The 24,138-nt window shown below is 64.3% G+C and carries 23 protein-coding genes and 1 pseudogene; 14 read left to right on the forward strand and 10 right to left on the reverse strand.

Annotated features, from left to right (window positions below):
- Positions 1-59: 59 nt before the first annotated feature.
- Entirely contained in the window at positions 60-407 is a 348-nt protein-coding gene (locus tag F7R19_RS05055; protein WP_061955548.1) for a guanyl-specific ribonuclease, read from the forward strand.
- The gene (locus F7R19_RS05060; protein WP_061955424.1) at positions 404-1,012 is read left to right on the forward strand and encodes a barstar family protein; all 609 of its coding nucleotides are present in this window, start codon (positions 404-406) and stop codon (positions 1,010-1,012) included. The genes F7R19_RS05055 and F7R19_RS05060 overlap by 4 nt, the downstream gene beginning before the upstream one ends.
- 72 nt (positions 1,013-1,084) lie before the next feature.
- Here F7R19_RS05060 and F7R19_RS05065 read toward each other — a convergent pair whose 3' ends face one another.
- From F7R19_RS05065 to F7R19_RS05080, 4 genes are all read right to left on the reverse strand, one after another.
- Positions 1,085-1,699, reverse strand: a complete 615-nt coding sequence (locus tag F7R19_RS05065) for a YidB family protein (protein ID WP_061955426.1) — start codon at positions 1,697-1,699, stop codon at positions 1,085-1,087.
- An 11-nt stretch (positions 1,700-1,710) separates the two neighbouring features.
- Positions 1,711-2,454: a 16S rRNA (uracil(1498)-N(3))-methyltransferase gene (locus F7R19_RS05070; protein WP_211922712.1), complete on the reverse strand. Its 744-nt coding sequence runs from the start codon at positions 2,452-2,454 to the stop codon at positions 1,711-1,713.
- Complete coding sequence (locus F7R19_RS05075; protein WP_150979549.1) at positions 2,454-2,888, reverse strand: VOC family protein; 435 nt, start codon at positions 2,886-2,888, stop codon at positions 2,454-2,456. The genes F7R19_RS05070 and F7R19_RS05075 overlap by 1 nt, the downstream gene beginning before the upstream one ends.
- A gap of 64 nt (positions 2,889-2,952) precedes the next feature.
- A complete protein-coding gene (locus F7R19_RS05080) occupies positions 2,953-3,789 on the reverse strand; it encodes a spermine/spermidine synthase domain-containing protein (RefSeq protein WP_249043143.1) in 837 nt (278 codons plus the stop codon).
- A 136-nt stretch (positions 3,790-3,925) separates the two neighbouring features.
- Here F7R19_RS05080 and tkt point away from each other — a divergent pair, with 136 nt between their 5' ends.
- Together tkt and gap are read left to right on the forward strand one after the other, a co-directional pair.
- On the forward strand, positions 3,926-5,962 hold the full coding sequence (tkt, locus tag F7R19_RS05085; RefSeq protein ID WP_150979551.1) for a transketolase: 2,037 nt from the start codon (positions 3,926-3,928) through the stop codon (positions 5,960-5,962).
- An 84-nt stretch (positions 5,963-6,046) separates the two neighbouring features.
- The gene (gene gap, locus F7R19_RS05090; protein WP_061955440.1) at positions 6,047-7,045 is read left to right on the forward strand and encodes a type I glyceraldehyde-3-phosphate dehydrogenase; all 999 of its coding nucleotides are present in this window, start codon (positions 6,047-6,049) and stop codon (positions 7,043-7,045) included.
- Positions 7,046-7,110: 65 nt separating this feature from the next.
- Here gap and F7R19_RS05095 read toward each other — a convergent pair whose 3' ends face one another.
- Positions 7,111-7,707 carry a flavin reductase family protein gene (locus F7R19_RS05095; protein WP_150979552.1) on the reverse strand — a complete coding sequence of 199 codons (597 nt, stop codon included), beginning with the start codon at positions 7,705-7,707 and terminating at the stop codon, positions 7,111-7,113.
- Positions 7,708-8,000: 293 nt separating this feature from the next.
- Here F7R19_RS05095 and F7R19_RS05100 point away from each other — a divergent pair.
- Positions 8,001-8,992, forward strand: a pseudogene (locus tag F7R19_RS05100) (LysR family transcriptional regulator).
- 86 nt (positions 8,993-9,078) lie between these two features.
- Here the strand turns inward: F7R19_RS05100 and fur are convergent.
- On the reverse strand, positions 9,079-9,510 hold the full coding sequence (fur, locus tag F7R19_RS05105) for a ferric iron uptake transcriptional regulator (RefSeq protein WP_061955446.1): 432 nt from the start codon (positions 9,508-9,510) through the stop codon (positions 9,079-9,081).
- Between the two features lie 197 nt (positions 9,511-9,707).
- Between fur and F7R19_RS05110 the strand changes: the two genes are divergently transcribed.
- From F7R19_RS05110 to F7R19_RS05150, 9 genes are all read left to right on the forward strand, one after another.
- The gene (locus F7R19_RS05110; protein ID WP_150979553.1) at positions 9,708-10,331 is read left to right on the forward strand and encodes an outer membrane protein assembly factor BamE; all 624 of its coding nucleotides are present in this window, start codon (positions 9,708-9,710) and stop codon (positions 10,329-10,331) included.
- Positions 10,332-10,429: 98 nt separating this feature from the next.
- On the forward strand, positions 10,430-11,227 hold the full coding sequence (gene dapB, locus F7R19_RS05115; RefSeq protein ID WP_150979554.1) for a 4-hydroxy-tetrahydrodipicolinate reductase: 798 nt from the start codon (positions 10,430-10,432) through the stop codon (positions 11,225-11,227).
- Between the two features lie 169 nt (positions 11,228-11,396).
- Entirely contained in the window at positions 11,397-14,018 is a 2,622-nt protein-coding gene (gene leuS, locus F7R19_RS05120) for a leucine--tRNA ligase (RefSeq protein ID WP_150979555.1), read from the forward strand.
- Positions 14,019-14,039: 21 nt separating this feature from the next.
- Positions 14,040-14,555 (forward strand): LPS-assembly lipoprotein LptE, encoded by a 516-nt coding sequence (locus F7R19_RS05125; RefSeq protein WP_150979556.1) that lies wholly within the window; start codon positions 14,040-14,042, stop codon positions 14,553-14,555.
- 21 nt (positions 14,556-14,576) lie between these two features.
- A complete protein-coding gene (gene holA, locus F7R19_RS05130; protein WP_061955454.1) occupies positions 14,577-15,647 on the forward strand; it encodes a DNA polymerase III subunit delta in 1,071 nt (356 codons plus the stop codon).
- A gap of 112 nt (positions 15,648-15,759) precedes the next feature.
- The gene (locus tag F7R19_RS05135) at positions 15,760-17,040 is read left to right on the forward strand and encodes a glutamate-5-semialdehyde dehydrogenase (protein WP_150979557.1); all 1,281 of its coding nucleotides are present in this window, start codon (positions 15,760-15,762) and stop codon (positions 17,038-17,040) included.
- Positions 17,041-17,056: 16 nt separating this feature from the next.
- Positions 17,057-17,479 (forward strand): CopD family protein, encoded by a 423-nt coding sequence (locus F7R19_RS05140; RefSeq protein ID WP_150979558.1) that lies wholly within the window; start codon positions 17,057-17,059, stop codon positions 17,477-17,479.
- 36 nt (positions 17,480-17,515) lie between these two features.
- Entirely contained in the window at positions 17,516-18,121 is a 606-nt protein-coding gene (locus tag F7R19_RS05145; protein ID WP_061955460.1) for a 2-hydroxychromene-2-carboxylate isomerase, read from the forward strand.
- Positions 18,122-18,189: 68 nt separating this feature from the next.
- Entirely contained in the window at positions 18,190-19,452 is a 1,263-nt protein-coding gene (locus F7R19_RS05150; RefSeq protein ID WP_150979559.1) for a THUMP domain-containing class I SAM-dependent RNA methyltransferase, read from the forward strand.
- 75 nt (positions 19,453-19,527) lie between these two features.
- Here the strand turns inward: F7R19_RS05150 and F7R19_RS05155 are convergent, their stop codons facing one another.
- The 4 genes from F7R19_RS05155 to F7R19_RS05170 form a co-directional block, all read right to left on the reverse strand.
- On the reverse strand, positions 19,528-20,577 hold the full coding sequence (locus tag F7R19_RS05155) for a response regulator (RefSeq protein ID WP_061955464.1): 1,050 nt from the start codon (positions 20,575-20,577) through the stop codon (positions 19,528-19,530).
- 207 nt (positions 20,578-20,784) lie between these two features.
- Complete coding sequence (locus F7R19_RS05160) at positions 20,785-22,257, reverse strand: NAD(P)(+) transhydrogenase (Re/Si-specific) subunit beta (protein WP_061955466.1); 1,473 nt, start codon at positions 22,255-22,257, stop codon at positions 20,785-20,787.
- Positions 22,257-22,589, reverse strand: a complete 333-nt coding sequence (locus F7R19_RS05165; RefSeq protein ID WP_061955554.1) for an NAD(P) transhydrogenase subunit alpha part 2 — start codon at positions 22,587-22,589, stop codon at positions 22,257-22,259. The genes F7R19_RS05160 and F7R19_RS05165 overlap by 1 nt, the downstream gene beginning before the upstream one ends.
- 153 nt (positions 22,590-22,742) lie before the next feature.
- On the reverse strand, positions 22,743-23,864 hold the full coding sequence (locus F7R19_RS05170; RefSeq protein WP_150979560.1) for a Re/Si-specific NAD(P)(+) transhydrogenase subunit alpha: 1,122 nt from the start codon (positions 23,862-23,864) through the stop codon (positions 22,743-22,745).
- Positions 23,865-24,138 lie beyond the last annotated feature (274 nt).

Consider the following 24,138-nt stretch of genomic DNA (forward strand, 5'->3'; position numbering starts at 1 on the left):
GCCTGGCGCGAAGCCTGGGCCATGTGTTCGCGGGCGCCGCATTGTCGCTGGCGCTGGCGATGACGCCGCAGGGCGCGATCGCGCGGCAGTCCGCTGCGCAATCGGATGTACAGGGGGTGGTGGGAACCATCGCCGCCCAGCAGTTGCCAAACGAGGCGCGGCAAACACTGGATCTGATCCAGTCCGGTGGGCCGTTCCCGTATGACAAGGATGGTTCGCGGTTTGGCAATTACGAGCGAAGCCTGCCGCAGCAGCCCCGCGGGTTTTACCGCGAATACACCGTCAAGAACAGCAAAAGCCGGAATCGGGGCGCCAAGCGTATTGTTTGCGGTGGTGATCAACGCGCCGCCAACGACTGCTATTACACGGAAGACCACTACAACAGTTTCAAACGGATAACCAAATGATGACTGACATTTTCGGATTGGGCGACGCCCTTGCCGCCCGCGAGGAGCGCGGCGCCGGAGATGGCTGGCAAAGGGCCCACCATCAGGCCCAGAACCTTTACGACAACGTGCTGATGATGCCACGCCAGGATCTGACGCAACGACTTCCGCCTGCTTGCGCGCCTGCCATGGCCACGTGGGCTGATGACGGCACCAACGAGGGAGCCATGAATCTGTTCAAGTCGGTGCGCCCTAATATTGTCCAGTCGATCCGCGCGTTCCGCGTGCCCGAACTGGCGCAGGCTGCCGCCGTGCTGAACCAGCATTTCCTGTATGCCAACTGCGCCGATTGCGCCAGCAAGGCGGAAATCCTGGAGCGCATCGCCACGGAATTCACGTTCCCGAAGCATTTCGGAAAGAATTTCGATGCGCTGTCCGACTGCCTGACCGACATGATTCACAAGGCCGGCCCGCAGCCCGGTTTCGTGATCGTGCTGGAAGGCTTGCCGATCGCGCAGAAGTTCGACAAGGAAGCGCGCGAGGTGCTGCTGGACGTGTTCCGCGATGCCGCGGAATTCTGGGCCGAGCGCAAGGTGCAGTTCCGCGTGTTCTACTCGTTCGCCTGACGGTTCGAGTCCAACCGCAAACAAAAGCCCGCTGGTTTTGCAGCGGGCTTTTTGCTTTCCGGGCCATTGGCGTTATGCCGCGGGGGGAAGATGCCCGTCAGGCGTGAGTCGGTCGATCAGCTCGGGCAGCCCCTCGCTCAAACTGGCGGCGACGTCGTCCGATGACATGCCAGTGGTTTCCGCCAGCGATTGCAGCGCGCCGGTGTTGCCGAGCGCGCTGGACAGATCGGTTGCGCTGATCGCTTGATTAGCGCCGGTGCCGATCCAGGAATCGACCTGCTGCCCCAGGCCAGCTTGCGCCAGCACGTCGCGCAGCGCGCCGATGCCGCCGGCCGCCGCGCCGACTGCCTGGGCCGAGCCAGCGGCTTCGCCGTGGCCACCCAGCAGGCCGCCCAGCAGCGAGCCAAGGTCGAGACCGCCCGGCGCGGGGGCGCTGCCGCCGCCCAGCATGCCACCGAGCATGCCGCCCAGTCCGCCGAGTCCTCCCAGACCGCCGAGCCCGCTTTCGCCGGCTTCGGTCGGGGCCACGCTGCCATCGGCGCCCTGGCTCTTGTGTCGCATGGCCAGCATCGCAAGCAGCCCAAGCGCCATCATCAGCTTCGGATTCATGCCGGTGGATTGGCCTTCGGATGGCTGGCCGCCCATCTGGCCCAGCACACCGCCCAGTACGCTATCGAGTAGTCCCATCACAGGCTCCTTTAAAATCCGCCAAGAATGGCGTTCAGCGTCGCCAGGCAAGCCAGCCCGGCGGTTTCGGTACGCAGGATGCGCGGCCCAAGTGACACGCCGATAAAGCCGGCCGAACGCGCGGCCTGTTCTTCGTCGGGCGAAAGCCCGCCCTCGGGCCCGATCAACAGTGTCACGCCCGCGTCGCGCCACGCGTCACCGTGCGTGCGCGCCAGATCTGGCAGCGACCCCGTCGCGCGCGGCGACAGCAGCAGCTTCGCGCCGGGCGAGGAAGCGGCACCAGCCAGCCACGCCTCAACCGTAGCCACCGGCGTGAGCGTCGGCAAGCGATTGCGACCGCATTGCTCGCACGCCGCCTGAATAAGCGCCTGCCAGTGCGCCTGGCGCTTCTCCGCGCGTTCGCCTGAGAGCCGTACCACAGATCGGCTCGCCTGCAACGGCTGGATTGCCAACACGCCCAGCTCGACGGCTTTCTCGATCAGCCAATCCATCTTGTCGCCGCCGGCAAGCCCCTGCGCCAACGTAACGCCTATCGGCGATTCCGCCTCGCGCGTGTCATGTGCGACGATGCGTGCGCTGGCGTGGCGTTTGCCGATATCGGCAAGCGTTGCTTCGAAACTGCCGCCAGCCCCGTTGAACAACGTGATCGCATCCCCTGGCGACAGACGCAGCACGTGGATGTGGCGAACAACGGCTTCCGGTAAATCGAGTACCGCATCGGCGGCCAACGCCGCATCGACAAAAAATCTTGGCATCAGGGGTTGTTTCCGGTTTCCGGTGACTGGGCAAGCGGCGAGCCAAAGCCCCAGCGGTAACCGTCGGGATCTTCGACCATGCAATACCGGTCGCCCCAGAACTGATCCGCGGGCGGCATCACGCTGAGTGCACCCGCGCCAATCGCCTGCGCGTAGATGGCGTCGACATCATTGCAGTACACGTAAAACGTTTGCGGAGCTTCCACGCCGAGCGAACGCGGCGTGCGGGCCGTGCTGCCCCAGGCGCCTTCGGGCGCGAACATGACAACGAGCTGGCCCTGGTAATGCATTTCCGCGTGGGTGGGCACGCCGTTTTCGTCGACAACGTGCCCGATCGTGAAGCCGAACGCGCGGGTATAAAAATCAATGGCTGAGCGACCGCTGGCGACCGTCAGGTAAGGCGTCAGCCAGGGCGTGTTGGGCGGTCTGGACATGATGGTCTCCCGGATGGACGGATGAGCCCGGCGTCCGTGACCGGGCGCGGGGCGTCCGTGCATGTTACGCGGGACGGCCAGCGCTGTCGAAGATCGCCTGAAGATGAAGCGGATGCGTGAACAGCGCGGCGTGACATTCGGGACGATAGGCGCGCAGCGCCGTGTCGAGCTTCCACTGATGCAGGCGCGCCGCGATGCGTGGCGCTGGGAAGGCGGCGATGTCGAGCGCGTCGCTGGCCAGCGCGATGGCCCATAGCGCGCCATACGCCGGCACGTAGGTGGTCAGCGGCGCCACATGCTGAAACGTCTGGCGCACGCGCGCGAGCAATCGTCGCACGGCATCGGGCCGATGCAGCGGCGGGCCCAGATGCAGCGAGATGGCGCCGCCCGGCGCCAGGCACCGACGCGCCGTTTGCAGCCCGTGCGGCGAAAACAGGCCGGCGGCAGGGCTGCCGTCGTCGGCGTCGGTCAGGTCGTAGACGATCAGGTCGAATTGCCTACCAGCCCGGGCGGATGCCTCCATCAGACCAAGCCCGTCGCCGATCACCAGATGCAGGCGCGGATCCAGCGGCTCGTCCAGCGCGCCCTGGTGAATGCCGCCGAGCCACTCGCGCGCCAGCCGGACGACTTCGCCGTCGAGCTCGGCCACCACGACTTCCCGCATGGTGGGAATACGCAGCAGCTCGAACGCCGACCCGCCGTCGCCACCGCCCACCACCAACGCCGAACGTGGCGTTCCGTGCACTGCCGCCATCGGCGCGGTCATCAGTTCATGTTGGATGTAGGCATCGGCCTCGGTGCTCATGATGCGGCCATCGAGCCGGAAAATTCGCCCAAAATGCGCGTTCTCGCCGATTTCCACCTGCTGGTGGCGCGTCCGGGACGCCGCCAGCACGCTCACTTCCCCAAGCGTGGTGCCTGCCCCCGGCGCCAGCCATTCCGTCCACGATTGACCACCCCTTCGGGAAGTGCCCGCGCGCCCGGAATTGCCGCCTGCTTCTGCTAAAATTGCGGTTTTCCCGCCGTCAGGTTCTCGCATGTCTGCCCTCGCCCATCCCGCCACAAGCCCTTACGCCAACCAACCCGTCAAGCTGATGGCCGATGCCATCCGCGTGCTTGCCATGGACGCTGTCCAGCAGGCCAATTCCGGCCACCCCGGTGCGCCGATGGGCATGGCGGACATCGCCGTGGCGCTGTGGGGCCGGCATCTGAAGCATAACCCGGTCAATCCCCAGTGGGCCGACCGCGATCGCTTCGTGCTGTCCAACGGCCACGGATCGATGCTTATTTACGCCTTGCTGCACCTGACCGGCTACGACCTGCCGATCGCGGAACTGAAGAATTTCCGACAGTTGCACAGCAAGACCGCCGGCCACCCCGAATATGGCATCACGCCGGGCGTGGAAACCACCACCGGTCCGCTGGGCCAGGGCATCACCAACGCCGTGGGCATGGCGCTGGCCGAGCGCTTGCTGGGCGAAGAGTTCAATCGCCCCGGCTTCGACATCGTCAATCACCACACGTACGTCTTCCTGGGCGACGGCTGCCTGATGGAAGGCATCAGCCACGAGGCGTGCTCGCTGGCTGGCACGCTCAAGCTCAACAAGCTGATTGCATTGTGGGACGACAACGGCATCTCGATCGACGGCGACGTGGTGCACTGGTTTGCCGACGATACCCCGAAGCGTTTCGAAGCCTACGGCTGGAACGTGATCCGCGGCGTGGACGGTCATGACGTGGTGGCCGTGGATAACGCCATCGCGCAGGCCAAGGCCAGCGACAAGCCGACGCTGATCTGCTGCCGCACCCTGATCGGCAAGGGCGCGCCGAACAAGGAAGGCGGTCACGACGTGCACGGCGCACCGCTGGGCGGCGCCGAAGTGCTGGCCACGCGCGAGGCGCTGGGCTGGGTGCACGCGCCGTTCGAACTGCCCGAGGCCGTGTATGAAGCCTGGAACGCGAAGGCAACCGGCCAGGCGCTGGAATCGGCCTGGAACGCGCTGTTCGACGCCTACGCACAGGTGCATCCGTACGAAGCCGGCGAATTCCAGCGCCGCATGCGCGGCGAACTGCCGGCCGCGTTCGACGAGACCGTGGACGCTTTCATCGCCAAGTGCGAAGAAAAAGCCGAGACCATCGCCACTCGCAAGGCCAGCCAGAACACGATCGAAGCGTTCGGCCCGGTGCTGCCGGAATTCCTCGGCGGTTCGGCCGACCTGACCGGCTCCAACCTGACCAACTGGTCCGGCAGCAAGGCCGTGCGCGCCGACGCCTGGGGCAACCACATCAACTACGGTGTGCGCGAATTCGGCATGAGCGCCATCTTGAACGGCATCACGCTGCATGGCGGCTACATTCCTTACGGCGGCACGTTCCTGACGTTCTCGGACTACAGCCGCAATGCGCTGCGCATGGCGGCGCTGATGAAGATCCGCTCGCTGTTCGTGTTCACGCACGATTCGATCGGCCTTGGCGAAGACGGTCCGACGCACCAGTCGATCGAGCATGTTGCCAGCCTGCGCCTGATCCCGAACATGGATGTCTGGCGTACCGCCGACACCACCGAGACCGCCGTGGCCTGGGCCGAGGCGATCCGCCGCGAGAACGGTCCGAGCTGCCTGATTTTCAGCCGCCAGAACCTGCCGTTCCAGAAACGCGACGACGCCACGCGCGCCAACATCGCGCGCGGCGGCTATGTGCTGCGCGACGCGAAGAATCCGCGCACCAAGCGTCCGGACGCCGTGATCGTCGCCACCGGTTCGGAAGTGGGCTTGGCGGTGGGTGCCGCCGATGCGCTGGCTGCCGAAGGCGTGCACGTGCGCGTGGTTTCCGTGCCGGCGACGACCGTGTTCGACAAGCAGGATGCCGCCTACAAGGCCAGCGTGCTGCCGGCCGGCGTGCCGCGCATTGCAGTGGAAGCTGGCGTGACGGATTTCTGGTGGAAGTATCAGGTGCAGGCCGTGGTCGGCATCGATACGTTTGGCGAATCGGCGCCGGCCGGCGTGCTGTTCAAGCACTTCGGCTTCACGGTCGAGAACGTGGCCGACACCGTGCGCGCAACGCTCGCCCAATAAATTCGCCCGCGCGGCAGGCCGGTGCGACGCGCCGGCTGCTGGCGCAGGCCACTGGCTTTATCGATTGCACTCTAGGAGATAGACATGACCATCAAGATCGGCATCAACGGTTTCGGCCGTATCGGGCGCATGGTGTTCCGCGCGGCCGCCGCAAACTTCAAGGACATTGAAGTCGTCGCCATCAATGACCTGCTGGAGCCGGACTATCTGGCGTACATGCTGAAGTACGACTCGGTGCACGGTCGCTTCGACGGCGAAGTGTCGGTCGATGGCAACACGCTGGTCGTCAACGGCAAGAAGATCCGCCTGACCGCCGTCAAGGACCCGGCCGAACTGAAGTGGGGCGAAGTTGGCGCGGACGTGGTCATCGAATCGACCGGTATTTTCCTGACCAAGGAAGGCGCACAGAAGCACATCGACGCGGGCGCCAAGAAGGTGATCATGTCGGCGCCGTCCAAGGACGATACCCCAATGTTCGTCTTTGGCGTGAACCACGACACGTACAAGGGCGAGGCGATCATCTCGAACGCCAGCTGCACGACCAACTGCCTGGCGCCGGTTGCGAAGGTGCTGAACGACAAGTGGGGCATCAAGCGCGGCCTGATGACCACCGTGCACGCCGCCACGGCCACGCAGAAGACCGTTGACGGCCCGTCGAACAAGGACTGGCGCGGTGGCCGCGGCATCCTGGAAAACATCATCCCGTCGTCGACCGGCGCAGCAAAGGCCGTGGGCGTGGTGATTCCGCAACTGAACAAGAAGCTGACCGGCATGTCGTTCCGCGTGCCGACCTCCGATGTGTCGGTGGTCGATCTGACTGTCGAGCTGGAAAATCCGGCCAAGTACGAGGAAATCTGCGCCGAGATGAAGGCGCAAAGCGAAGGCGCGTTGAAGGGCGTGCTGGGCTACACGGAAGACAAGGTCGTGGCCACCGATTTCCGCGGCGACGCACGCACCTCGATTTTCGACGCCGAAGCCGGTATCGCACTGGACGGCACGTTCATCAAGGTGGTGAGCTGGTACGACAACGAATGGGGTTACTCGAACAAGTGCCTGGAAATGGCACGTGTCGTTGCCAAGTAATTGGCATTTGCAGCCTCATGGAAACGCGCCTTCGGGCGCGTTTTTTATTGCCCGGTCGCTGCGCATCAGGGGCCGATCGGCTTTGCGTCGATGCTGGCGCCATCGACTAGGAAATGCCCGCCCGCCACGTGGTGGATGGTCCGCAGCGCATCGTGGCCTTCGAAGTGCCAGCGTCCTGCGCTGAATACCCGCGCATCGGCGTGGGCCGCCACCACCTCGCCAAGGAACAGGTCGTAGCCTTGCTGAATCGCCGGTTCCGGCAATATCCGGCACTCCAGCCACGCCGCGCAGCCTTCCAGCAACGGCGCGCCGATCACACTGCCGGCAAACGTCTGGAGGCCGTACGCGGCGAACTTGTCGATGCCTTGTTGCTCGGCGATCTCGCGGCCCGAACTCGAGCCAAGCGCCTGCGTGATGTCGACCTGGCTGACGGTGGGCACCTGCAGCGCAAATTCGCCGCTCGCTTCGAGTAACTGCCGCGTCCAGGTGGCCTTGTCCAGCACCACGGCGACCTTTGGCGGGGCAAAGTCCAACGGCATGGCCCAGGCGGCGGCCATGATGTTGCGTTGGCCGCCGTGTGCCGCGCTGACCAGAACGGTCGGGCCGTGATTGAGCAGGCGATAGGCCTTGGCGAGATCGACGGGGAGACGGTGGGAATTCATATTCGGAATCCGAAAAATCTGATGCAATCTGCGCAGGCTCAAGGCACGAACTAGCACATGTGGGCCAATATAACGGCACTCTCGAACGCCATCAGCTCGATTTTTGACATTATCTGTCTCAATGCTGTCAAAAATACGGCGGATATTGACAAGCGTAGTGCGAGAAGTGCCGAATTTGCTTTTCCCTGCCGTTTTTTTCTCTTACACTCGGAAGATATGTTGATATCTGATGTGCAGCCAGTGAAAGTGGTGGGGCCATCCAGAAGCGTGAGATATAACAACCGGGCCTGATCATGGTAAATGTGGATACCAAGCTGCTGGTGATTTTTACCGAGCTGCTGAGCAAGCGAAACGCCACTTATGTGGCGGAAAAAATGCACATGACGGCCCCCGCGGTGTCCCATTCGCTGGGCCGGCTGCGTGAGATCTTCGACGATCCGCTCTTCATCCGCGTGCCGCACGGCCTGACGCCCACGCCGCGCGCGCTGGAGCTCGGTCCGAAGATCCGCGACATGCTCGATCTCTGGTCGTCGATCAATGAAGGCGATGCCGACAACTTCGATCCCGCCATCGCGACCGGCACGTTGAGCATCGGCTTTGCCGCGGAGCTTGGCGATACGGTTTTCAACCGTTTTGTCCTGCGTATCAAGCAGTTGGCGCCCGATCTGCATATTCGCCTGATCGAATCGCACTCGTGGGAAAGCGACGTCGCGTCGATGCGCGCCAATGAACTCGATCTCGCCTTTTCGCCATTCCCCACGCGCCATCCCGAGATTGTCGAGGAAATGGTGACGTCGCTGAACCTGTGGGTTTGCGCGCGCAAGAATCTCCGGTATTGAGGAATGAATGGACGCTGGAGCAATATCTTGAATGCAGCCATATCTTCATGGCGCATTCGGGTGGTGCTGGCCGTCCGGCCGCGGCGCTGATTCCGCTGGACTATGCCTTGCAACAGCGCGGTCTCAAGCGCAACGCCACGCTGACGGTCCATTCATGGCGCGCGCAGGCAGAGCTGGCCGCGCAGACCGACATGATTTTCACAGTCAACGCGCTTACCAAGGACATGGCTTGCGAGACTTATGGGCTGAAGGCGTTTCCGCTACCCGCCGAGCTCAATACCACGCTGGGCCTCAATATGTTCTGGCACCGCAGCCGCAACACCCATCCGATGCTGGTTTGGGCGCGCGCGTTGTTTCGTCAGGTAGTCGGAGAATTCGTAGGACCGCCGCAAACCACGACGACGCGAAATCTGCGTGTGGTGGCCGAGCAGGATGTGCACGAGTGAGCGACAAAAATAAGCGACAAAATGGAATGAAAAAAAACCGGCGCGAGCCGGTTTTTTCATGTCCGCGTTCGCATGCGCCGCGCCGCTTAGCGCTTGGGCCGGTGGGGGCAGTTGTCCTTCGTGCAATTGCCATACAGCGACAAGGCGTGTTCCTGCAGCGCAAAGCCGCGTTCGCGCGCAATGCTCTGCTGGCGCTGCTCGATGTCCGCGTCGAAAAATTCCTCGACTCGGCCGCAATCCAGGCACACCAGATGGTCATGGTGCTTGCCTTCATTCAACTCGAAAATCGCCTTGCCCGATTCAAAGTTGTTGCGTGACAGGAGGCCGGCTTGTTCAAACTGAGTCAGCACACGATAAACCGTGGCCAGCCCGATATCCATATGCTCGTTGAGCAGAATGCGGTAAACGTCTTCCGCGCTCAGATGGCGTTGTTCGCTGGTTTGGAAAATCTCAAGGATCTTCAGGCGGGGGACAGTCGCCTTCAGGCCGATATTTTTGAGGTCCGCCGGACTCGGCATGGGCGTGACTCCCTAGAGTACAATGTCTGGATAGTTGAATCATAAGGGTTTTGGCGACAAAAGTCGCCCCGGTGCCATGGCGCCCGGACGCCGCCTGCGCGGTGGCGTACCCGTTGCGCCGTGGCCGTGCCGGAGCCACCGCTATCATGCGGTGCGCCGGTTCCGGCACAGATCATTCCCGTCTGGAAGCGAGATACATGCGTTCATTCCGTTCGTCCGCCATGCGCCCGGCGCTGGTGTCTTCCCTGCTGGCAGCCGCGCTGCTCGCTGGCGCCTGCTCGGCTTACGACAGCACGTCGCGCAAGGTGGCTTCCGCCATCACGCCGTACCGCATCAATATCGTTCAGGGCAACTTCGTGTCGCGGGAAGCGGTTTCCCAGCTGCGCGAAGGCATGACGCGCGACCAGGTTCGCTTCCTGCTGGGCACGCCGCTGCTGCAGGACGTGTTCCACGGCAATCGCTGGGACTATTACTTTTCGTTCCGCCGCGGCAGCACGCCAGTCGTGCAATCGCGCCACTTCACGGTGTTCTTCGACGCCGACAAGCTGGTCAAGTGGGAGGGCAGCGAGCTGCCGTCCGAATATGAGCTGATTGCCGAAATCGACGGCATGAAGGCTGCGCTGAAGAATCAGACGCCGGGCAAGATCACATCGCCCAGCGCCGCGCCTGCCGATTCGGCCCCGGCTCCGATGCCCACGCCGGCTGGCGCGTCCGCGCCTGAAGCCGCGCCGGCGACGCCCGCATCGCCGGATGCTGCGCCGGCACCGGCCGCTTCGCCCGCTCCGGCCGCCAGCGCCGTGCAGGACAAACCGGCCAGCTGAGCCGGCGCGCGGCTGGTCCCGGACCGCCACTTCAGCCCTTTCAACCCCTCCCGCTGCCCGCGCCGTTTGCGGGGCGCGGGCATCAGAATCGTCGCATCATGAAAATCGCCATTGCAGGCGCATCCGGCCGCATGGGCCGCATGCTCATCGAGACCGTGCTGGAAACCGACGGCGTCACGCTGGCTGGAGCACTGGAAGTGCCGGGCTCGCCCGCGCTGGGTCAGGACGCCGGCATGTTCCTCGGTCGCGATACGGGCGTGAGAATTTCCGCCGACATCGACGCAGTGCTGGGTAACAGCGACTGCCTGATCGATTTCACGCGCCCCGAGGGCACGCTTGCACATCTGGCCGTCGCGAAGCGCCTGGGCAAGAAGATCGTGGTTGGCACGACCGGCTTCGATGCGGCCGGCAAACAGTCGCTGGCCGACGCGGCCGAATCGATCGGCGTGGTGTTCGCCTCCAACTTCAGCGTTGGCGTGAATGCTACGTTCAAGCTGCTCGAAGTGGCGGCAAGGCTGCTTTCCACGGGCTACGACATCGAGATCATCGAGGCCCATCATCGTCATAAGGTCGACGCTCCGTCCGGCACCGCGCTGACGATGGGCGAAGTGATTGCCAAGTCGATCGGCCGCGATCTCGACAGCTGCGCCGTGTACGCGCGTGAGGGCCACACCGGTCCGCGCGATCCGAATTCGATCGGCTTTGCCACCATCCGCGGCGGCGATATCGTCGGCGATCACACGGTGATGTTCGCCGGCATCGGCGAACGTATCGAGATCAGCCACAAGTCGTCAAGCCGCCAGTCCTATGCCGATGGCGCCGTGCGCGCTGCCCGGTTCCTGGCCGACAAGCCCAGCGGCATGTTCGACATGCAGGATGTGCTGGGCCTGAAGTAAGTCCAACGGCTCGCCCAGGCGGGCCGTTTTTACCTTTGCAGGGCGCCGTGGCGGCCGGGTTTGGTGGTCGGCCACGGTTATAATCGCCTCTTTCGCAATCCAATCCCCCCCGGCCGCCCGACGCGCCAGTCGCCGCGCGCGGACCGTTGTCCAGACCGTCGTCCTGACCATGCAAGACAAATATCTTCCGTCCGCCGTAGAACAAGCCGCCCAGCAGCACTGGCAAGCCATCGACGCCTACAAGGTATCGGAGCACGCGGTCGGACCCGACGGCAAGGAAAAGCAGAAGTTCTACGCCTGCTCGATGCTGCCGTATCCGTCGGGCAAGCTCCACATGGGGCATGTGCGCAACTACACCATCAACGATGTGATGGCGCGCTACCTGCGCATGAACGGCCGCAATGTGCTGATGCCGATGGGCTGGGACGCGTTCGGCATGCCCGCCGAGAACGCCGCGCTCAACAACGGCGTGGCGCCTGCCGCGTGGACCTACGACAACATCGCTTACATGAAGAAGCAGATGCAGTCGATGGGTCTGGCGATCGACTGGTCGCGCGAAGTGGCCACCTGCAGCCCCGACTACTATCGCTGGAACCAGTGGCTGTTCCTGAAGATGCTCGAACGCGGCATCGCCTATCGCAAGACCGGCACCGTGAACTGGGATCCGGTGGACCAGACCGTGCTGGCCAACGAGCAGGTGATCGACGGCCGCGGCTGGCGCTCGGGCGCAGTCGTGGAAAAGCGCGAAATCCCGATGTACTACCTGCGCATCACCGATTACGCGCAGGAACTGCTGGGCGATCTGGACGACCTGGGCTGGCCGGAGCGCGTCAAGATCATGCAGCAGAACTGGATCGGGCGCAGCGAAGGCGTGCGCTTCGCCTTCCCGCACGACATCCGCGGCGCCGACGGCGCGCCGATCAACGACGGCAAGCTCTATGTCTTCACCACGCGCGCCGACACGATCATGGGCGTGACGTTCTGCGCGGTTGCTGCCGAGCATCCGCTGGCCACGCACGCTGCCGCCAACAATCCCGAACTGGCCGCATTCATCGAGGAATGCAAGCACGGCTCGGTCATGGAAGCCGATATGGCGACCATGGAAAAGAAGGGCATGCCCACCGGGCTGCAGGTTACGCATCCGCTGACCGGCGAACAGGTGGACGTGTGGGTCGGCAACTATGTGTTGATGACCTATGGCGACGGCGCCGTGATGGGCGTGCCCGCGCATGACGAGCGCGACTTCGCCTTCGCAAACAAGTACAAGCTGCCGATCAAGCAGGTCATCGACGTCAAGGGCCAGGCCTATTCCACCGACGCGTGGCAGGAATGGTATGGCGACAAGGAAGCGGGCCGGTGCATCCACAGCGGCAAATATGACGGCCTCGGCTACAAGGCCGCGGTCGACGCCATCGCCGCCGACCTGGCCGCCAAGGGCCTCGGCGAAAAAAAGGTGACGTGGCGCCTGCGCGACTGGGGCATTTCGCGTCAGCGCTACTGGGGCACGCCGATCCCGCTGATCCATTGCGACAGCTGCGGCGTGGTGCCGGTGCCGGAGAAGGACCTGCCCGTGGTGCTGCCCGAGGACCTCGTGCCGGACGGCACGGGCAATCCGCTCGCCAAGGATCCGCGTTTCCTGCATTGCACGTGCCCGTCGTGCGGCAAGCCCGCGCGCCGCGAGACCGACACGATGGATACGTTCATCGATTCGTGCTGGTACTACATGCGCTACACCTGCCCGGACGCCGACACGATGGTCGATGCGCGTAACGACTACTGGATGCCGATGGACCAGTACATCGGCGGTATCGAGCACGCGATTCTCCATTTGCTGTATGCGCGTTTCTGGACCAAGGTCATGCGCGACATGGGCCTGCTCAAGTTCGACGAGCCGTTCACGAACCTGCTCACGCAGGGCATGGTGCTGAACGAGACGTTCTACCGCGAGGACGCGGCGGGCAAGAAGACCTGGTACAACCCGGCCGACGTCGACCTGAAGACCGACGAGCGTGGCCGTCCCGTGGGCGCCACGCTGAAGGCCGACGGCCAGCCGGTGGTGATCGGCGGCGTGGAAAAGATGTCGAAGTCCAAGAACAACGGCATCGACCCGCAGGCGCTGATCGATCAGCACGGCGCCGATACGGCGCGCCTGTTCGTGATGTTCGCGGCCCCGCCCGAGCAGCAACTCGAGTGGAGTGGGTCGGGCGTGGAGGGCGCGTCGCGTTTCCTGCGCCGCGTGTGGAACTACGGCTATGCCAACGCGCAAGCGATCCGCGACGGTGCGGGCACTGCGCCGACCGCCGATGACGCCGCACTGCGCCGCGAGGTCCACAGCGTGCTCAAGCAGGCCAACTACGACTACGAGCGCATCCAGTACAACACCGTGGTATCGGCCACGATGAAAATGCTCAATGCGCTGGAAGATGCCAAGTCCGCGTCGCCGGCTGCCCGCCGCGAGGGCTTCAGCATCCTGCTGCGCGTGCTGTACCCGGTGGTGCCCCATATCGCGCATGGACTGTGGGCGGAACTGGGCTACGCCGACGAGTTCGGCGACATCCTCGACGCCGCATGGCCGCAGGTCGACGAAGCCGCGCTGGTGCGCAGCGAGATCGAACTGGTGCTGCAGGTCAACGGCAAGGTGCGCGGGAGCCTCACGGTGCCGGCCGATGCAGACCGCGCCGCGATCGAGGCCGCGGCAGCCGCCAACGAGATCGTCGCCAAGTTTGCCAACGGCGCGGCGCCCAAGAAGATCGTCGTGGTCCCGGGCCGCCTCGTCAACGTCGTGCTGTAAGGCACATAGTCAGGAACAGACATGGATCGACCGGACATGGGACGCCGCGGATTTCTCGCCATCGGCGTCGCAATGGCGGCGGCTGGCCTGCTGGCCGGCTGCGGCTTTCACATGCGCGGTAATGCCGATTTCGCGTTCAAGCGGCTTTACATCGGCTTGCCGTCGAATACCCTGATGGGCGCGGACTTGCGGCGCAATATCCGCAACGGGTCGGACACCCAGATCGTCGAAGACCCGAAGGAAGCCGACGCGATGCTCGACGTGCTGGCCGACACGCGCGCCAAGACGATCCTGTCGATCACCGCCGAGGGCGTGGTGCGCGAGTATCGGCTGACCCAGCGATTCAGCTTCCGCCTGCGCGATGCCACGGGCAAGGAGCTGATCGGGCCGTCCACGCTGGTGCTCACGCGCGACCTGACGTACAACGAAGCCAACACGCTGGCCAAGGACTACGAAGAACAACAGCTCTATCGCGACATGCAGCGCGACGTGGTGCAGCAACTGATGCGCCGGCTTGCGGCAGTCAAGACGATCTAGGCGGAGATCCGCCAGGACACGATGCAGCTGAAGCTCGACGGACTCGACGCCCATCTCCGGCAGGCCCAGACCAAGGGCCTGGCGCCGTTGTACGTGGTGCATGGCGACGAACACCTGCTGGTGCTCGAGGCGGTGGACCGCCTGCGGCGGGCCGCGCGCGAATCCGGCTTTACCGAGCGCGAGGTGCTGGTGGCCGAACGCGGTTTTCACTGGAGCCAGCTCACCGAGGCGCAGCAATCGATGTCGCTGTTCGGCGACCGCAAGATCGTCGAGTTGCGCGTGCCGACGGGCAAGCCCGGCAAGGACGGCGGCGAGGCGCTGCGGGCCGTCGCGGCCCAGCCGTCGCAGGATGTCGTGATGCTGGTCACGCTGCCGCGGCTCGATTTTGCGGCATCGAAATCCGCGTGGTTTCAGGCGCTGGAATCAGCCGGCGTGTCGATCAAGGTCGATGCGGTCGATCGCACGCGCTTGCCGGCATGGGTGGGCGACCGCCTTGCCCTGCAGCAGCAGCGCGTGGAACCGGGCGAAGCCGGCCGGCGCGCGCTGCAGTTCATCGCCGACAAGGTCGAAGGCAATCTGCTTGCCGCGCATCAGGAAATTCAGAAGCTCGGTTTGCTCTATCCGCCCGGCGTGCTGACGTTCGATCAAGTGCACGATGCGGTGCTCAACGTGGCCCGCTACGACGTGTTCAAGGTGTCCGAGGCGATGCTCGCGGCAGACGTTCCGCGCCTGGTGCGGATGCTGGAAGGATTGCGCGGCGAAGGCGAGGCCACCGTGCTGGTGCTGTGGGCGCTGACCGAGGAAATTCGCGTATTATCCAAGGTCCGGCAAGGGCTGGCGGCCGGCAAGCCGGCGGGCGTGCTGATGCGTGAACTGCGTGTCTGGGGCCCGCGCGAGCGCTTGGTGCCACAGGCGGCCCAGCGGCTGTCGATGCCGCAACTCGAAGCCGCCCTGGCGATGGCTGCGCGGCTCGACCGGCAAGTCAAGGGGCTGTCGGATCTGCCCGGCGCAGGCGGTCCGGGCGGCGGTTTGCCGGCAGAGCCCTGGGATGGCCTGCTGGAACTGGCGCTGATGGTCGCGCGGCCGGCCTGAGCACGGCACGGCGAGCGCCAGACCGGACGGAATCAGAATATCGCTGGCAGCCGCGCCGGCACATCGACATCGCGGCACCCACAGCAAACCGGGCATCGCCCGGGACATCATCATGACCGAGTTCGATCTCCACGCTTACATGCACCGCGTCGGCCAGCAGGCCCGCGCGGCGTCGCGCGCCATGGCGCGCGCCTCCACGGCCGACAAGAACCGCGCGTTGCTGACGATTGCCGCAGCCATCCGGCGCGATGCCGACCAGCTCAAGGCCGTCAACGCGCGCGATGTGGAGCGTGCCCGCGCCAATGGCCAGGACGCCGCGTTCATCGATCGCCTGACGCTGTCGGACAAGGCCATTGCGACGATGGCCGCCGGCCTCGAACAGATCGCCGCGCTGGCAGATCCGATCGGCGAAATCACCAACATGAAGTTCCGGCCCACCGGGATCCAGGTGGGGCAGATGCGCGTGCCGCTGGGCGTGATCGGCATCATTTACGAATCGCGTCCGAATGTGACCATCGATGCCGCAGCGTTGTGCCTGAAATCGGGCAACGCCACGATCCTGCGCGGCGGCTCCGAAGCGATCGAATCGAACACCGCGCTGGCAGCGCTGGTGGCCGAAGGGCTGTCCGCGGCCGGATTGCCGGCCGAAGCGGTGCAGGTGATCGAGACCACCGATCGCGCGGCAGTCGGTCGCCTCATCACCATGACCGAATACGTCGACGTGATCGTGCCGCGCGGCGGCAAAAGCCTGATCGCGCGCCTGATGGAAGAGGCGCGGGTGCCGATGATCAAGCATCTGGACGGCATCTGCCATGTCTATATCGACGACGATGCCGATGCCGAAAAGGCGGTGCGCATCTGCGACAACGCCAAGACCCAGCGCTACGCGCCGTGCAACACGATGGAAACGTTGCTGGTGTCGCGCAAGGTGGCGGCCGCGATCCTGCCGCCGTTGTGCCGTATCTACCAGGAAAAAGGCGTCGAGTTGCGTGTCTGCGCCGATACACGTACCACGCTTGAAGCCGCCGGATTCTCTGGCCTGGTCGACGCCACGGAAGAAGACTGGCGCCTGGAGTATCTGGCGCCCGTGCTGGCGATCCGCACCGTGGATGGCCTCGACGCCGCCATCGCGCACATCAACACCTATGGCTCGGCGCACACCGACTCGATCGTCACGGAAAACTACACGACCGGCATGCGCTTCCTGCGGGAAGTCGATTCGGCCAGCGTGATGATCAACGCATCGACGCGCTTTGCCGATGGCTTTGAGTACGGACTCGGCGCGGAGATCGGCATCTCGAATGACAAGCTGCACGCACGCGGTCCGGTCGGACTGGAAGGGCTGACGTCCCTGAAGTACGTCGTGTTCGGTCACGGCGAGATTCGCACCTGAAAGGACGGACAAGTCGATGCTTTGGGTCAAGGCCTTTCATATCCTGTTCGTCATCTCGTGGTTTGCGGGGCTGTTCTATTTGCCGCGCATCTTCGTCAATCTGGCGATGGAGACCGATCCGGCAAGCGTCAAACGCCTGCTGCTCATGGCGCGCAAGTTATTCCGCTTCATGACGATCCTCGCAGTGCCGGCACTGGTGTTTGGCCTGTGGCTGTTCCTGGGCTACGGCATCGGGCGCGGCGCCGGGCAGGGCTGGATGCACGCCAAGCTGGCGCTGGTACTGGTATTGATCGGCTATCACCATGGTTGCGGCGTGTTGCTGCGCAAGTTCGAGCGGGGCGTCAATACGCGCTCGCATACGTTCTATCGCTGGTTCAACGAGTTGCCGGTGCTGGTGTTGCTGGCCATCGTGATTTTGGTTGTCGTAAAGCCGTTCTAGGCTATTGGGTTTCCACTGTTTTTCGATGAGGTCGTGATGAGCAAGCAGGTCGAATATTTCCTGGCGCCACAGTCTCCGTTCGTCTACCTGGGCCATGCGCGTTTCGTGGCGATCGCCAACCGGCACAATGCGCAGGTGCTGCTCAAGCCGGCCGATCTGGGCAAGGTGTTTGCGGTCTCCGGCGGCTTGCCGCTGGCGCAGCGCCCGCCGCAGCGTCAGGCGTATCGGCTGATCGAGCTCGAGCGCTGGAGCAAGTTTCTCGATATCCCGATGAACCTGCATCCGACCTACTTCCCGGTCTCCGGCGACGCCGCGGCCCGGCTGATCATCGCCGCGCAGCTGGCGCATGGCACCGCCCGCGCGCTGGAATTGACCGGCGCAATCTCGCGCGCAATCTGGGCCGAGCAGCGCAATATTGCCGACGCGGCCACGCTGGCGCAGATCGCCGACGAGAACGATTTCGACGGCGCGGGACTGCTCAAGGCCAGCGAGGCGCAAGCGGTGCAGGCGGCCTATGCGCAGAATACGCAGGACGCGATTTCGGCCAATGTGTTCGGCGCGCCGTGGTTTATCCATGACGGTCAGCCCTACTGGGGCCAGGACCGGCTCGATTTTCTCGATCGCGCGCTCGCGGCGGGCTGATCGACGCGCCGGGCCAAATTTGTTCCGTCCGCCGTTGCGGACGTTTTTGTTTTCAGGAATCTCACGCCATGACCCAAGCCTTTTTTGCTCCTTGCCCGCGCGGCCTTGAATCGGCGCTGGCCGACGAGCTGCGCGAGATTGCGCAATATCCGGCCGTGGCGGCCACGGCGCCGTTCGAGGTGCATCGCGAGATGCCGGGCGGCGTGTCGTTCTCCGGCGAGATGGCTGCCGCGTATGCGGTGAACCTGCATTCGCGCATTGCCAGCCGCGTGCTGTTGCGCGTGGCGCAGCGTGGCTATCGGCACGAAGACGATATCTACACGCTGGCGCGCCAGCAGCGCTGGGAGCAGTGGTTCTCGCCGGACGAGACGCTGCGGGTCGATATCACGTCGCACAAGTCCGCGCTGCGCAGTCTCAATTTCACGGCATTGCGCGTGAAGGACGGCGTGTGCGATGCGATGCGCGAGCGGCTTGGCGCACGGCCCAGCGTGGACACGGTGAGCCCCGACGTCCGGATCTACGCGCACCTGAGCGAGACCGATTGCACGCTCTATCTGGATACTACGGGCGAACCCTTGTTCAAGCGCGGCTGGCGCATGGAAAAGGGCGAAGCACCGCTGAAGGAAAATCTCGCCGCCGGCATTCTGCGTCTGGCCGGCTGGACGCAAGGACAGACGGACCGTCCGTTTTTCGATCCGATGTGTGGCAGCGGCACGTTCCTGGTGGAAGCCGCGCAAGTGGCGCTCGGCATCGCGCCGGGCGTGGGGCGCACCTTCGCGTTCGAATGGCTCAAAGGCGCCGATACCCGGGCCTGGCAGGCATTGCGGTCCGATGCGCAGCGCGCGCGTGAAGAGGCGGCAGGCTGTGCTGCCACGCTGCAGATTGCGGGTTCCGATATTTCGACCGACATGCTGTCGATGGCGCATGCCAACTGGCAGCGCGCCGGCTTGCCCGGAGAGGTGCCGCTCAAGCAGGTCGATGCGCGCTTCGTGCAGCCGCCGTTTGCGCAAGCCGGTGTGCTGATCATGAATCCGCCTTACGGCGAGCGCATCGCGGTGCGCGGGGATCGCCGCAACGCGCTGCAGGACGCGCCGCGCGACGAAGCGGAGGAGGCGGCCGCAAACCAGTTCGCCACGGCCTTCGCCACGACCCTGAAGCAGAATTTTTCAGGCTGGCAGGCGTGGGTATTTACCGGCGATCTGTCGATGCCGAAACGTCTGCGTCTCAAGGAATCGCGCCGGACGCCGCTGTTCAACGGCAATATCGAATGCCGGCTGTTCCGTTTCGATATGGTGCGCGGCGCAAATCGCGAACCGCAGAAGAAGGACTGACTACGTTGCGCTGCATCCCTGCGATCTTCAGGCCGCTGCGGCCCGGGGATCGCGCAGGAACGTGCGCATCACGCTTCACGCGTGCCGGTTGCGCCCCGTCAGCGCGTCTGCATTGCGCGCGAACTCTGCAAGGAAGCTCTGCAGGCTGACCACCGGTTCCTGCAACATATGCCGCGGCAGGTCGAACAGCGCGTAGAAATATTCCTCGTTGCCCTCGCAGCGTTCCGCCGGCAGGCAGTATTGCTCCCAATCGACACAGGCCGGCGTGTACATGCCGTTGCCCGGCCAGAAGAACGGCACGATGCGGCCTTCGCGCAGGCCCTCGATCAGCGCGGCCGGCGCCTCATAGGCTTCGGCCGATTCCACCTGGCTCATCAGTCCCGCGCGCGTCTCGATCACCATCAGCGTGGCATGGCCCTGAGCCGTCAGCAGCAGCATGCCGACCGGATTCGGAAACAGGTAGTACTCGACGAAACCGTAGCGCGCGGCGGTCTGGCGCACGCGCTCGGCCATCGCCGGATCGGACAGGAACGAGTAGGAATGGCGTGTCAGCAGGTCGCGCAGCGTGCGCGAGATCGAGGCGAAGTATTGCTGCTGCAGCGCGTCGATTTCCTCGTTCAGGCGCGCCACCATGTTCGGGTCGTGCTTCTTGACGTAGCGATCGATCAGGCCGTGATTGAAACCTTGCACCGCGATGCTTTCGTCCGCCGTGCCGGTCAGCAGGATGGTCTTGCAGGGCAGGTCTTCCAGCGACTGGCAGAATTCCAGGCCGTCCATCTGCGGCATCGAGTAATCCACCACGATCACGCCCGGCTGCAGGAAGCGGTGCACGTCATGGATCTGGCGATGAATGCGGTCGACGTCGAGCTGCACGGTGCGGCGCTCGGAAAGAAAGGTCAGGTCGTCGTGCGTGACGCGCACCGGCAGGAAGGCGGGGTGGCGCGTGGCATAGGCTTCGCGGATCCAGCCCAGGGCCTCGCGCGGATCGGTGAAGCTGACCACGGCGCGCGATGCATCCATCTGGAACGCCAGGCTGTCGATAAACGATTTGCTATCGTCGACCAGCACCGTCAGGACGGGGTGATGGAAGACCGACAGGTTCCTGTCATGCGCAGTGAATGTCATGGTGCGATCAAATCTGGCGGCCGGCCGCAAAGGGAAAACAGTGGGGCAAGCCAGTATAGCGCCTGCGATTGGGCGTGCAACCGGACCACGCAAAAGGAAACGGCCAGCGTTGGTTGCTGGCCGCAGTAGTTCGATTTTATTGATGACAGGTCTGCGCGCTGCTTTATTCACACGCCGGACGAGCGGCCTGTCAGTATTAACGGCAGATTAGTCGACCGACTTGAACATGTCCTCCACCACCTTCTTGGCGTCGCCGAACACCATCATGGTCTTGTCCATGTAAAACAGCTCGTTGTCCAGGCCCGCGTAGCCGGCCGCCATCGAGCGCTTGTTCACGATGATGGTCTTGGCCTTGTACGCTTCCAGGATCGGCATGCCCGCAATCGGCGATTTCGGATCGGTCTTGGCCGCCGGGTTGACCACGTCGTTGGCGCCGAGCACCAGCACCACGTCGGCCTGGCCGAACTCACTGTTGATGTCCTCCATCTCGAAGACCTGGTCGTACGGCACCTCGGCCTCGGCCAGCAGCACGTTCATATGGCCCGGCATGCGCCCCGCCACGGGGTGGATCGCATACTTCACGGTCACGCCGTGCTCGGTCAGCTTTTCGGTCAATTCCTTGAGCGCATGCTGCGCCCGCGCGACCGCCAGGCCGTAGCCGGGCACGATGATCACGGTTTCCGCGTTGCTCATCAGGAATGCCGCGTCGTCGGCGGAGCCCGATTTCACATTGCGCTGCGCCTGCGCGCCTCCCGCGGCCGCCGCCGAAGTGTCGCCGCCAAAGCCGCCCAGGATCACGTTGAAGAACGAGCGGTTCATCGCGCGGCACATGATGTACGACAGAATCGCGCCCGACGAGCCGACCAGCGAGCCGGCGATGATGAGCATCGGATTGTTCAGCGAGAAGCCAATGCCCGCCGCCGCCCAGCCCGAGTACGAATTCAGCATCGACACCACCACCGGCATGTCCGCGCCGCCGATCGGGATGATGATCAGCACGCCCAGCACGAACGCGATGGCCAGCATGATCAGGAACGGGAGCCATGCCTGCGACATGAAGAAAATCACGCCGAAGCCGATCATCGCGACGGCCAGCAGCAGGTTCAGCCAGTGCTGCCCGGCGAACACCACCGGCGCACCCTGGAACAGGCGGAACTTGTAGCGGCCCGACAGCTTGCCGAACGCGATGACCGAACCTGAGAACGTGATCGCGCCCACGAAGCAGCCGATGAACAACTCGATACGGTTGCCCAGCGGAATCGCATGCGAGCCGGCCGGCGTGATGCCGAACGCTGCCGGCTCGGCCACCGCGGCCACCGCGATGAACACCGCCGCAAGACCGATCAGCGAGTGCATCGCCGCCACCAGTTCCGGCATCTTGGTCATTTCGACCTTGCGCGCCACATAGGCGCCGATGCCGCCGCCCACCACCAGTGCGCCGAAGATCAACGCCAGGCCGGTGCCGATCGACGATTGCGCCGCGCCTGCGGCGATGAATTCGTTCTTGAGCTTGACGATCAGCGCCAGCGTGGTCACTACGGCAATCGCCATGCCGATCATGCCGAAGGTGTTGCCCTTGCGCGCCGAGGCGGGGTGGGACAGGCCCTTGAGCGCCTGGATAAAGCAGATCGACGCCACCAGGTACAACAGCGTCACAAGGTTCATGCTGATGAGTTCCATCACGCCGCCTCCTTGCCTGCGCCCGATCCCGCCTTCGCTTTCGGTTCCTTTTTCTTGAACATCTCCAGCATGCGCTGGGTCACCAGAAAGCCGCCAAACACGTTCACGGCGGCCAGCGCCACGGCCAGCGTGCCCATGATGCGGCCCACGCCGCCTTCGGTCAGGCCGGCCGCCAGCATCGCGCCGACGATGATGATGGCCGAGATCGCATTGGTCACGGCCATTAGCGGGGTGTGCAGCGCCGGTGTGACCGTCCACACCACGTGGTAACCCACGTAGATCGCCAGCACAAAGATGATCAGGTTGATCACCGTGTGGTTCACCATCTCCATCGACTTCTCCTCCGTTGCTTTCGAATACGTGCTGCCGTGCGTCACGTCGATCGGGACTGCAAGGATCGCCACTGCAAGATCAAGGTGCGCCGACGCCGCGGCAGCGATGGCGGCGCGGACGGTCCGGTCCGCGCCAGCGTGTCATCGCGGAAATCAGGCGGCCTGCCTAACGACCTGGCCGTCCTTGCACATCAGGCAGGCGGCGACGATGTCGTCTTCGAGGTTGAGGGTGTAGCGGCCGTCCTTGTCGACGATCAGCTTGAGGAAGTCGAGCACGTTGCGCGCGTAGAGCGCCGACGCATCGGCCGCCACCATGCTGGCCAGGTTGGTATGGCCGATCAGGACGACGCCGTGGCGCTCCACGACTTCATCGGGCACGGTCAGCGGGCAGTTGCCGCCCTGCGCGGCTGCCAGATCGACGACCACGGAGCCCGGCTTCATCTGCTTGACCGTGTCTTCGGCCAGCAGAACCGGCGCCTTGCGGCCCGGGATCAGCGCGGTGGTGATCACGATGTCGGCCTGGGTGGCGCGCTGGTGGACGAGTTCGGCCTGGCGGCGCATCCAGTCCGCAGGCATCGGACGCGCGTAGCCGCCCACGCCCTGGGCGATCTCGCGTTCCTCGTCGGTCAGAAATGGCACATCGAGAAACTTGGCGCCGAGCGATTCGATCTGTTCCTTGACGGCGGGGCGCACGTCCGATGCCTCGATCACCGCGCCGAGGCGTTTCGCCGTGGCGATCGCCTGCAGCCCGGCCACGCCCGCGCCCAGGATCAGCACCCGCGCGGCCTTGACGGTCCCGGCCGCGGTCATCAGCATCGGCATGAAGCGCTGGTAGTGGTGCGCGGCCACCAGCACGGCCTTGTAGCCGGCGATGTTGGCCTGCGACGACAGCACGTCCATGCTCTGCGCGCGCGTCGTGCGCGGCGCGGCTTCCAGCGCAAATGCGGTGATCGCGGCGCTGGCCATGCGCGCGTTGTTCTCGACATCGAACGGATTGAGCATGCCGACCAATACGGCGCCAGGCTTGATCTGCGCGCGCTCGGCGTCGTCCGGTGCGCGCACCTTCAGCACCAGCTCCGCGCCCAGTGCGTCGGCGACGGACCCGATGCGAGCGCCGGCGGCTTCGAAGGCGGCGTCGGGAATGCTGGCGCGTACGCCTGCGCCCGACTGCACCGTGACCTGATGGCCCTGCGCGACGTATTTCTTGACGGTCTCAGGGGTGGCGGCGACACGCGTCTCACCTGCCCGCGTCTCGAGCGGGATGCCGATATGCATCGTCAATTTCTCCTGTCTGGCGTTTTTATGTATTGGTCGGGCCAACGTCCTCGCCCGTTGGTGCAGCGCGGAACGCAGCATCAATTTTTGCGCAGCTTACCCGAAACTTACGTCCGGTGGTGACTGGGTGGTCAGCGATTTGTGCTTTCGTCGAGACTCATTTTTTCGCGGAATGAAATGGCTCGTTTCATTCGGGCCCGATTGCCTCTAATTACGCTTTTACCAAATGACATCGACATCACAGTATTTCTTGACGCCGATTTGATGCGCGGAT

This window comes from Cupriavidus pauculus, assembly GCF_008801835.1.
Taxonomy (GTDB): Bacteria; Pseudomonadota; Gammaproteobacteria; order Burkholderiales; family Burkholderiaceae; genus Cupriavidus; species Cupriavidus pauculus.

What these genes read in the sequence shown, in the direction of transcription:
- F7R19_RS05125 (WP_150979556.1), top strand. Translation starts at nt 14,040, where the DNA reads ATGGATCGACCGGACATGGGACGCCGCGGATTTCTCGCCATCGGCGTC.
- leuS (WP_150979555.1), top strand. Translation starts at nt 11,397, where the DNA reads ATGCAAGACAAATATCTTCCGTCCGCCGTAGAACAAGCCGCCCAGCAG.
- F7R19_RS05055 (WP_061955548.1), top strand. Translation starts at nt 60, where the DNA reads ATGACGCCGCAGGGCGCGATCGCGCGGCAGTCCGCTGCGCAATCGGAT.
- F7R19_RS05065 (WP_061955426.1), bottom strand. Translation starts at nt 1,699, where the DNA reads ATGGGACTACTCGATAGCGTACTGGGCGGTGTGCTGGGCCAGATGGGC.
- F7R19_RS05110 (WP_150979553.1), top strand. Translation starts at nt 9,708, where the DNA reads ATGCGTTCATTCCGTTCGTCCGCCATGCGCCCGGCGCTGGTGTCTTCC.
- fur (WP_061955446.1), bottom strand. Translation starts at nt 9,510, where the DNA reads ATGCCGAGTCCGGCGGACCTCAAAAATATCGGCCTGAAGGCGACTGTC.
- F7R19_RS05095 (WP_150979552.1), bottom strand. Translation starts at nt 7,707, where the DNA reads ATGAATTCCCACCGTCTCCCCGTCGATCTCGCCAAGGCCTATCGCCTG.
- gap (WP_061955440.1), top strand. Translation starts at nt 6,047, where the DNA reads ATGACCATCAAGATCGGCATCAACGGTTTCGGCCGTATCGGGCGCATG.
- dapB (WP_150979554.1), top strand. Translation starts at nt 10,430, where the DNA reads ATGAAAATCGCCATTGCAGGCGCATCCGGCCGCATGGGCCGCATGCTC.
- F7R19_RS05135 (WP_150979557.1), top strand. Translation starts at nt 15,760, where the DNA reads ATGACCGAGTTCGATCTCCACGCTTACATGCACCGCGTCGGCCAGCAG.
- F7R19_RS05140 (WP_150979558.1), top strand. Translation starts at nt 17,057, where the DNA reads ATGCTTTGGGTCAAGGCCTTTCATATCCTGTTCGTCATCTCGTGGTTT.
- F7R19_RS05170 (WP_150979560.1), bottom strand. Translation starts at nt 23,864, where the DNA reads ATGCATATCGGCATCCCGCTCGAGACGCGGGCAGGTGAGACGCGTGTC.
- F7R19_RS05165 (WP_061955554.1), bottom strand. Translation starts at nt 22,589, where the DNA reads ATGGAGATGGTGAACCACACGGTGATCAACCTGATCATCTTTGTGCTG.
- F7R19_RS05155 (WP_061955464.1), bottom strand. Translation starts at nt 20,577, where the DNA reads ATGACATTCACTGCGCATGACAGGAACCTGTCGGTCTTCCATCACCCC.
- F7R19_RS05145 (WP_061955460.1), top strand. Translation starts at nt 17,516, where the DNA reads ATGAGCAAGCAGGTCGAATATTTCCTGGCGCCACAGTCTCCGTTCGTC.
- tkt (WP_150979551.1), top strand. Translation starts at nt 3,926, where the DNA reads ATGTCTGCCCTCGCCCATCCCGCCACAAGCCCTTACGCCAACCAACCC.
- F7R19_RS05150 (WP_150979559.1), top strand. Translation starts at nt 18,190, where the DNA reads ATGACCCAAGCCTTTTTTGCTCCTTGCCCGCGCGGCCTTGAATCGGCG.
- F7R19_RS05160 (WP_061955466.1), bottom strand. Translation starts at nt 22,257, where the DNA reads ATGGAACTCATCAGCATGAACCTTGTGACGCTGTTGTACCTGGTGGCG.
- holA (WP_061955454.1), top strand. Translation starts at nt 14,577, where the DNA reads ATGCAGCTGAAGCTCGACGGACTCGACGCCCATCTCCGGCAGGCCCAG.
- F7R19_RS05060 (WP_061955424.1), top strand. Translation starts at nt 404, where the DNA reads ATGATGACTGACATTTTCGGATTGGGCGACGCCCTTGCCGCCCGCGAG.
- F7R19_RS05070 (WP_211922712.1), bottom strand. Translation starts at nt 2,454, where the DNA reads ATGCCAAGATTTTTTGTCGATGCGGCGTTGGCCGCCGATGCGGTACTC.
- F7R19_RS05075 (WP_150979549.1), bottom strand. Translation starts at nt 2,888, where the DNA reads ATGTCCAGACCGCCCAACACGCCCTGGCTGACGCCTTACCTGACGGTC.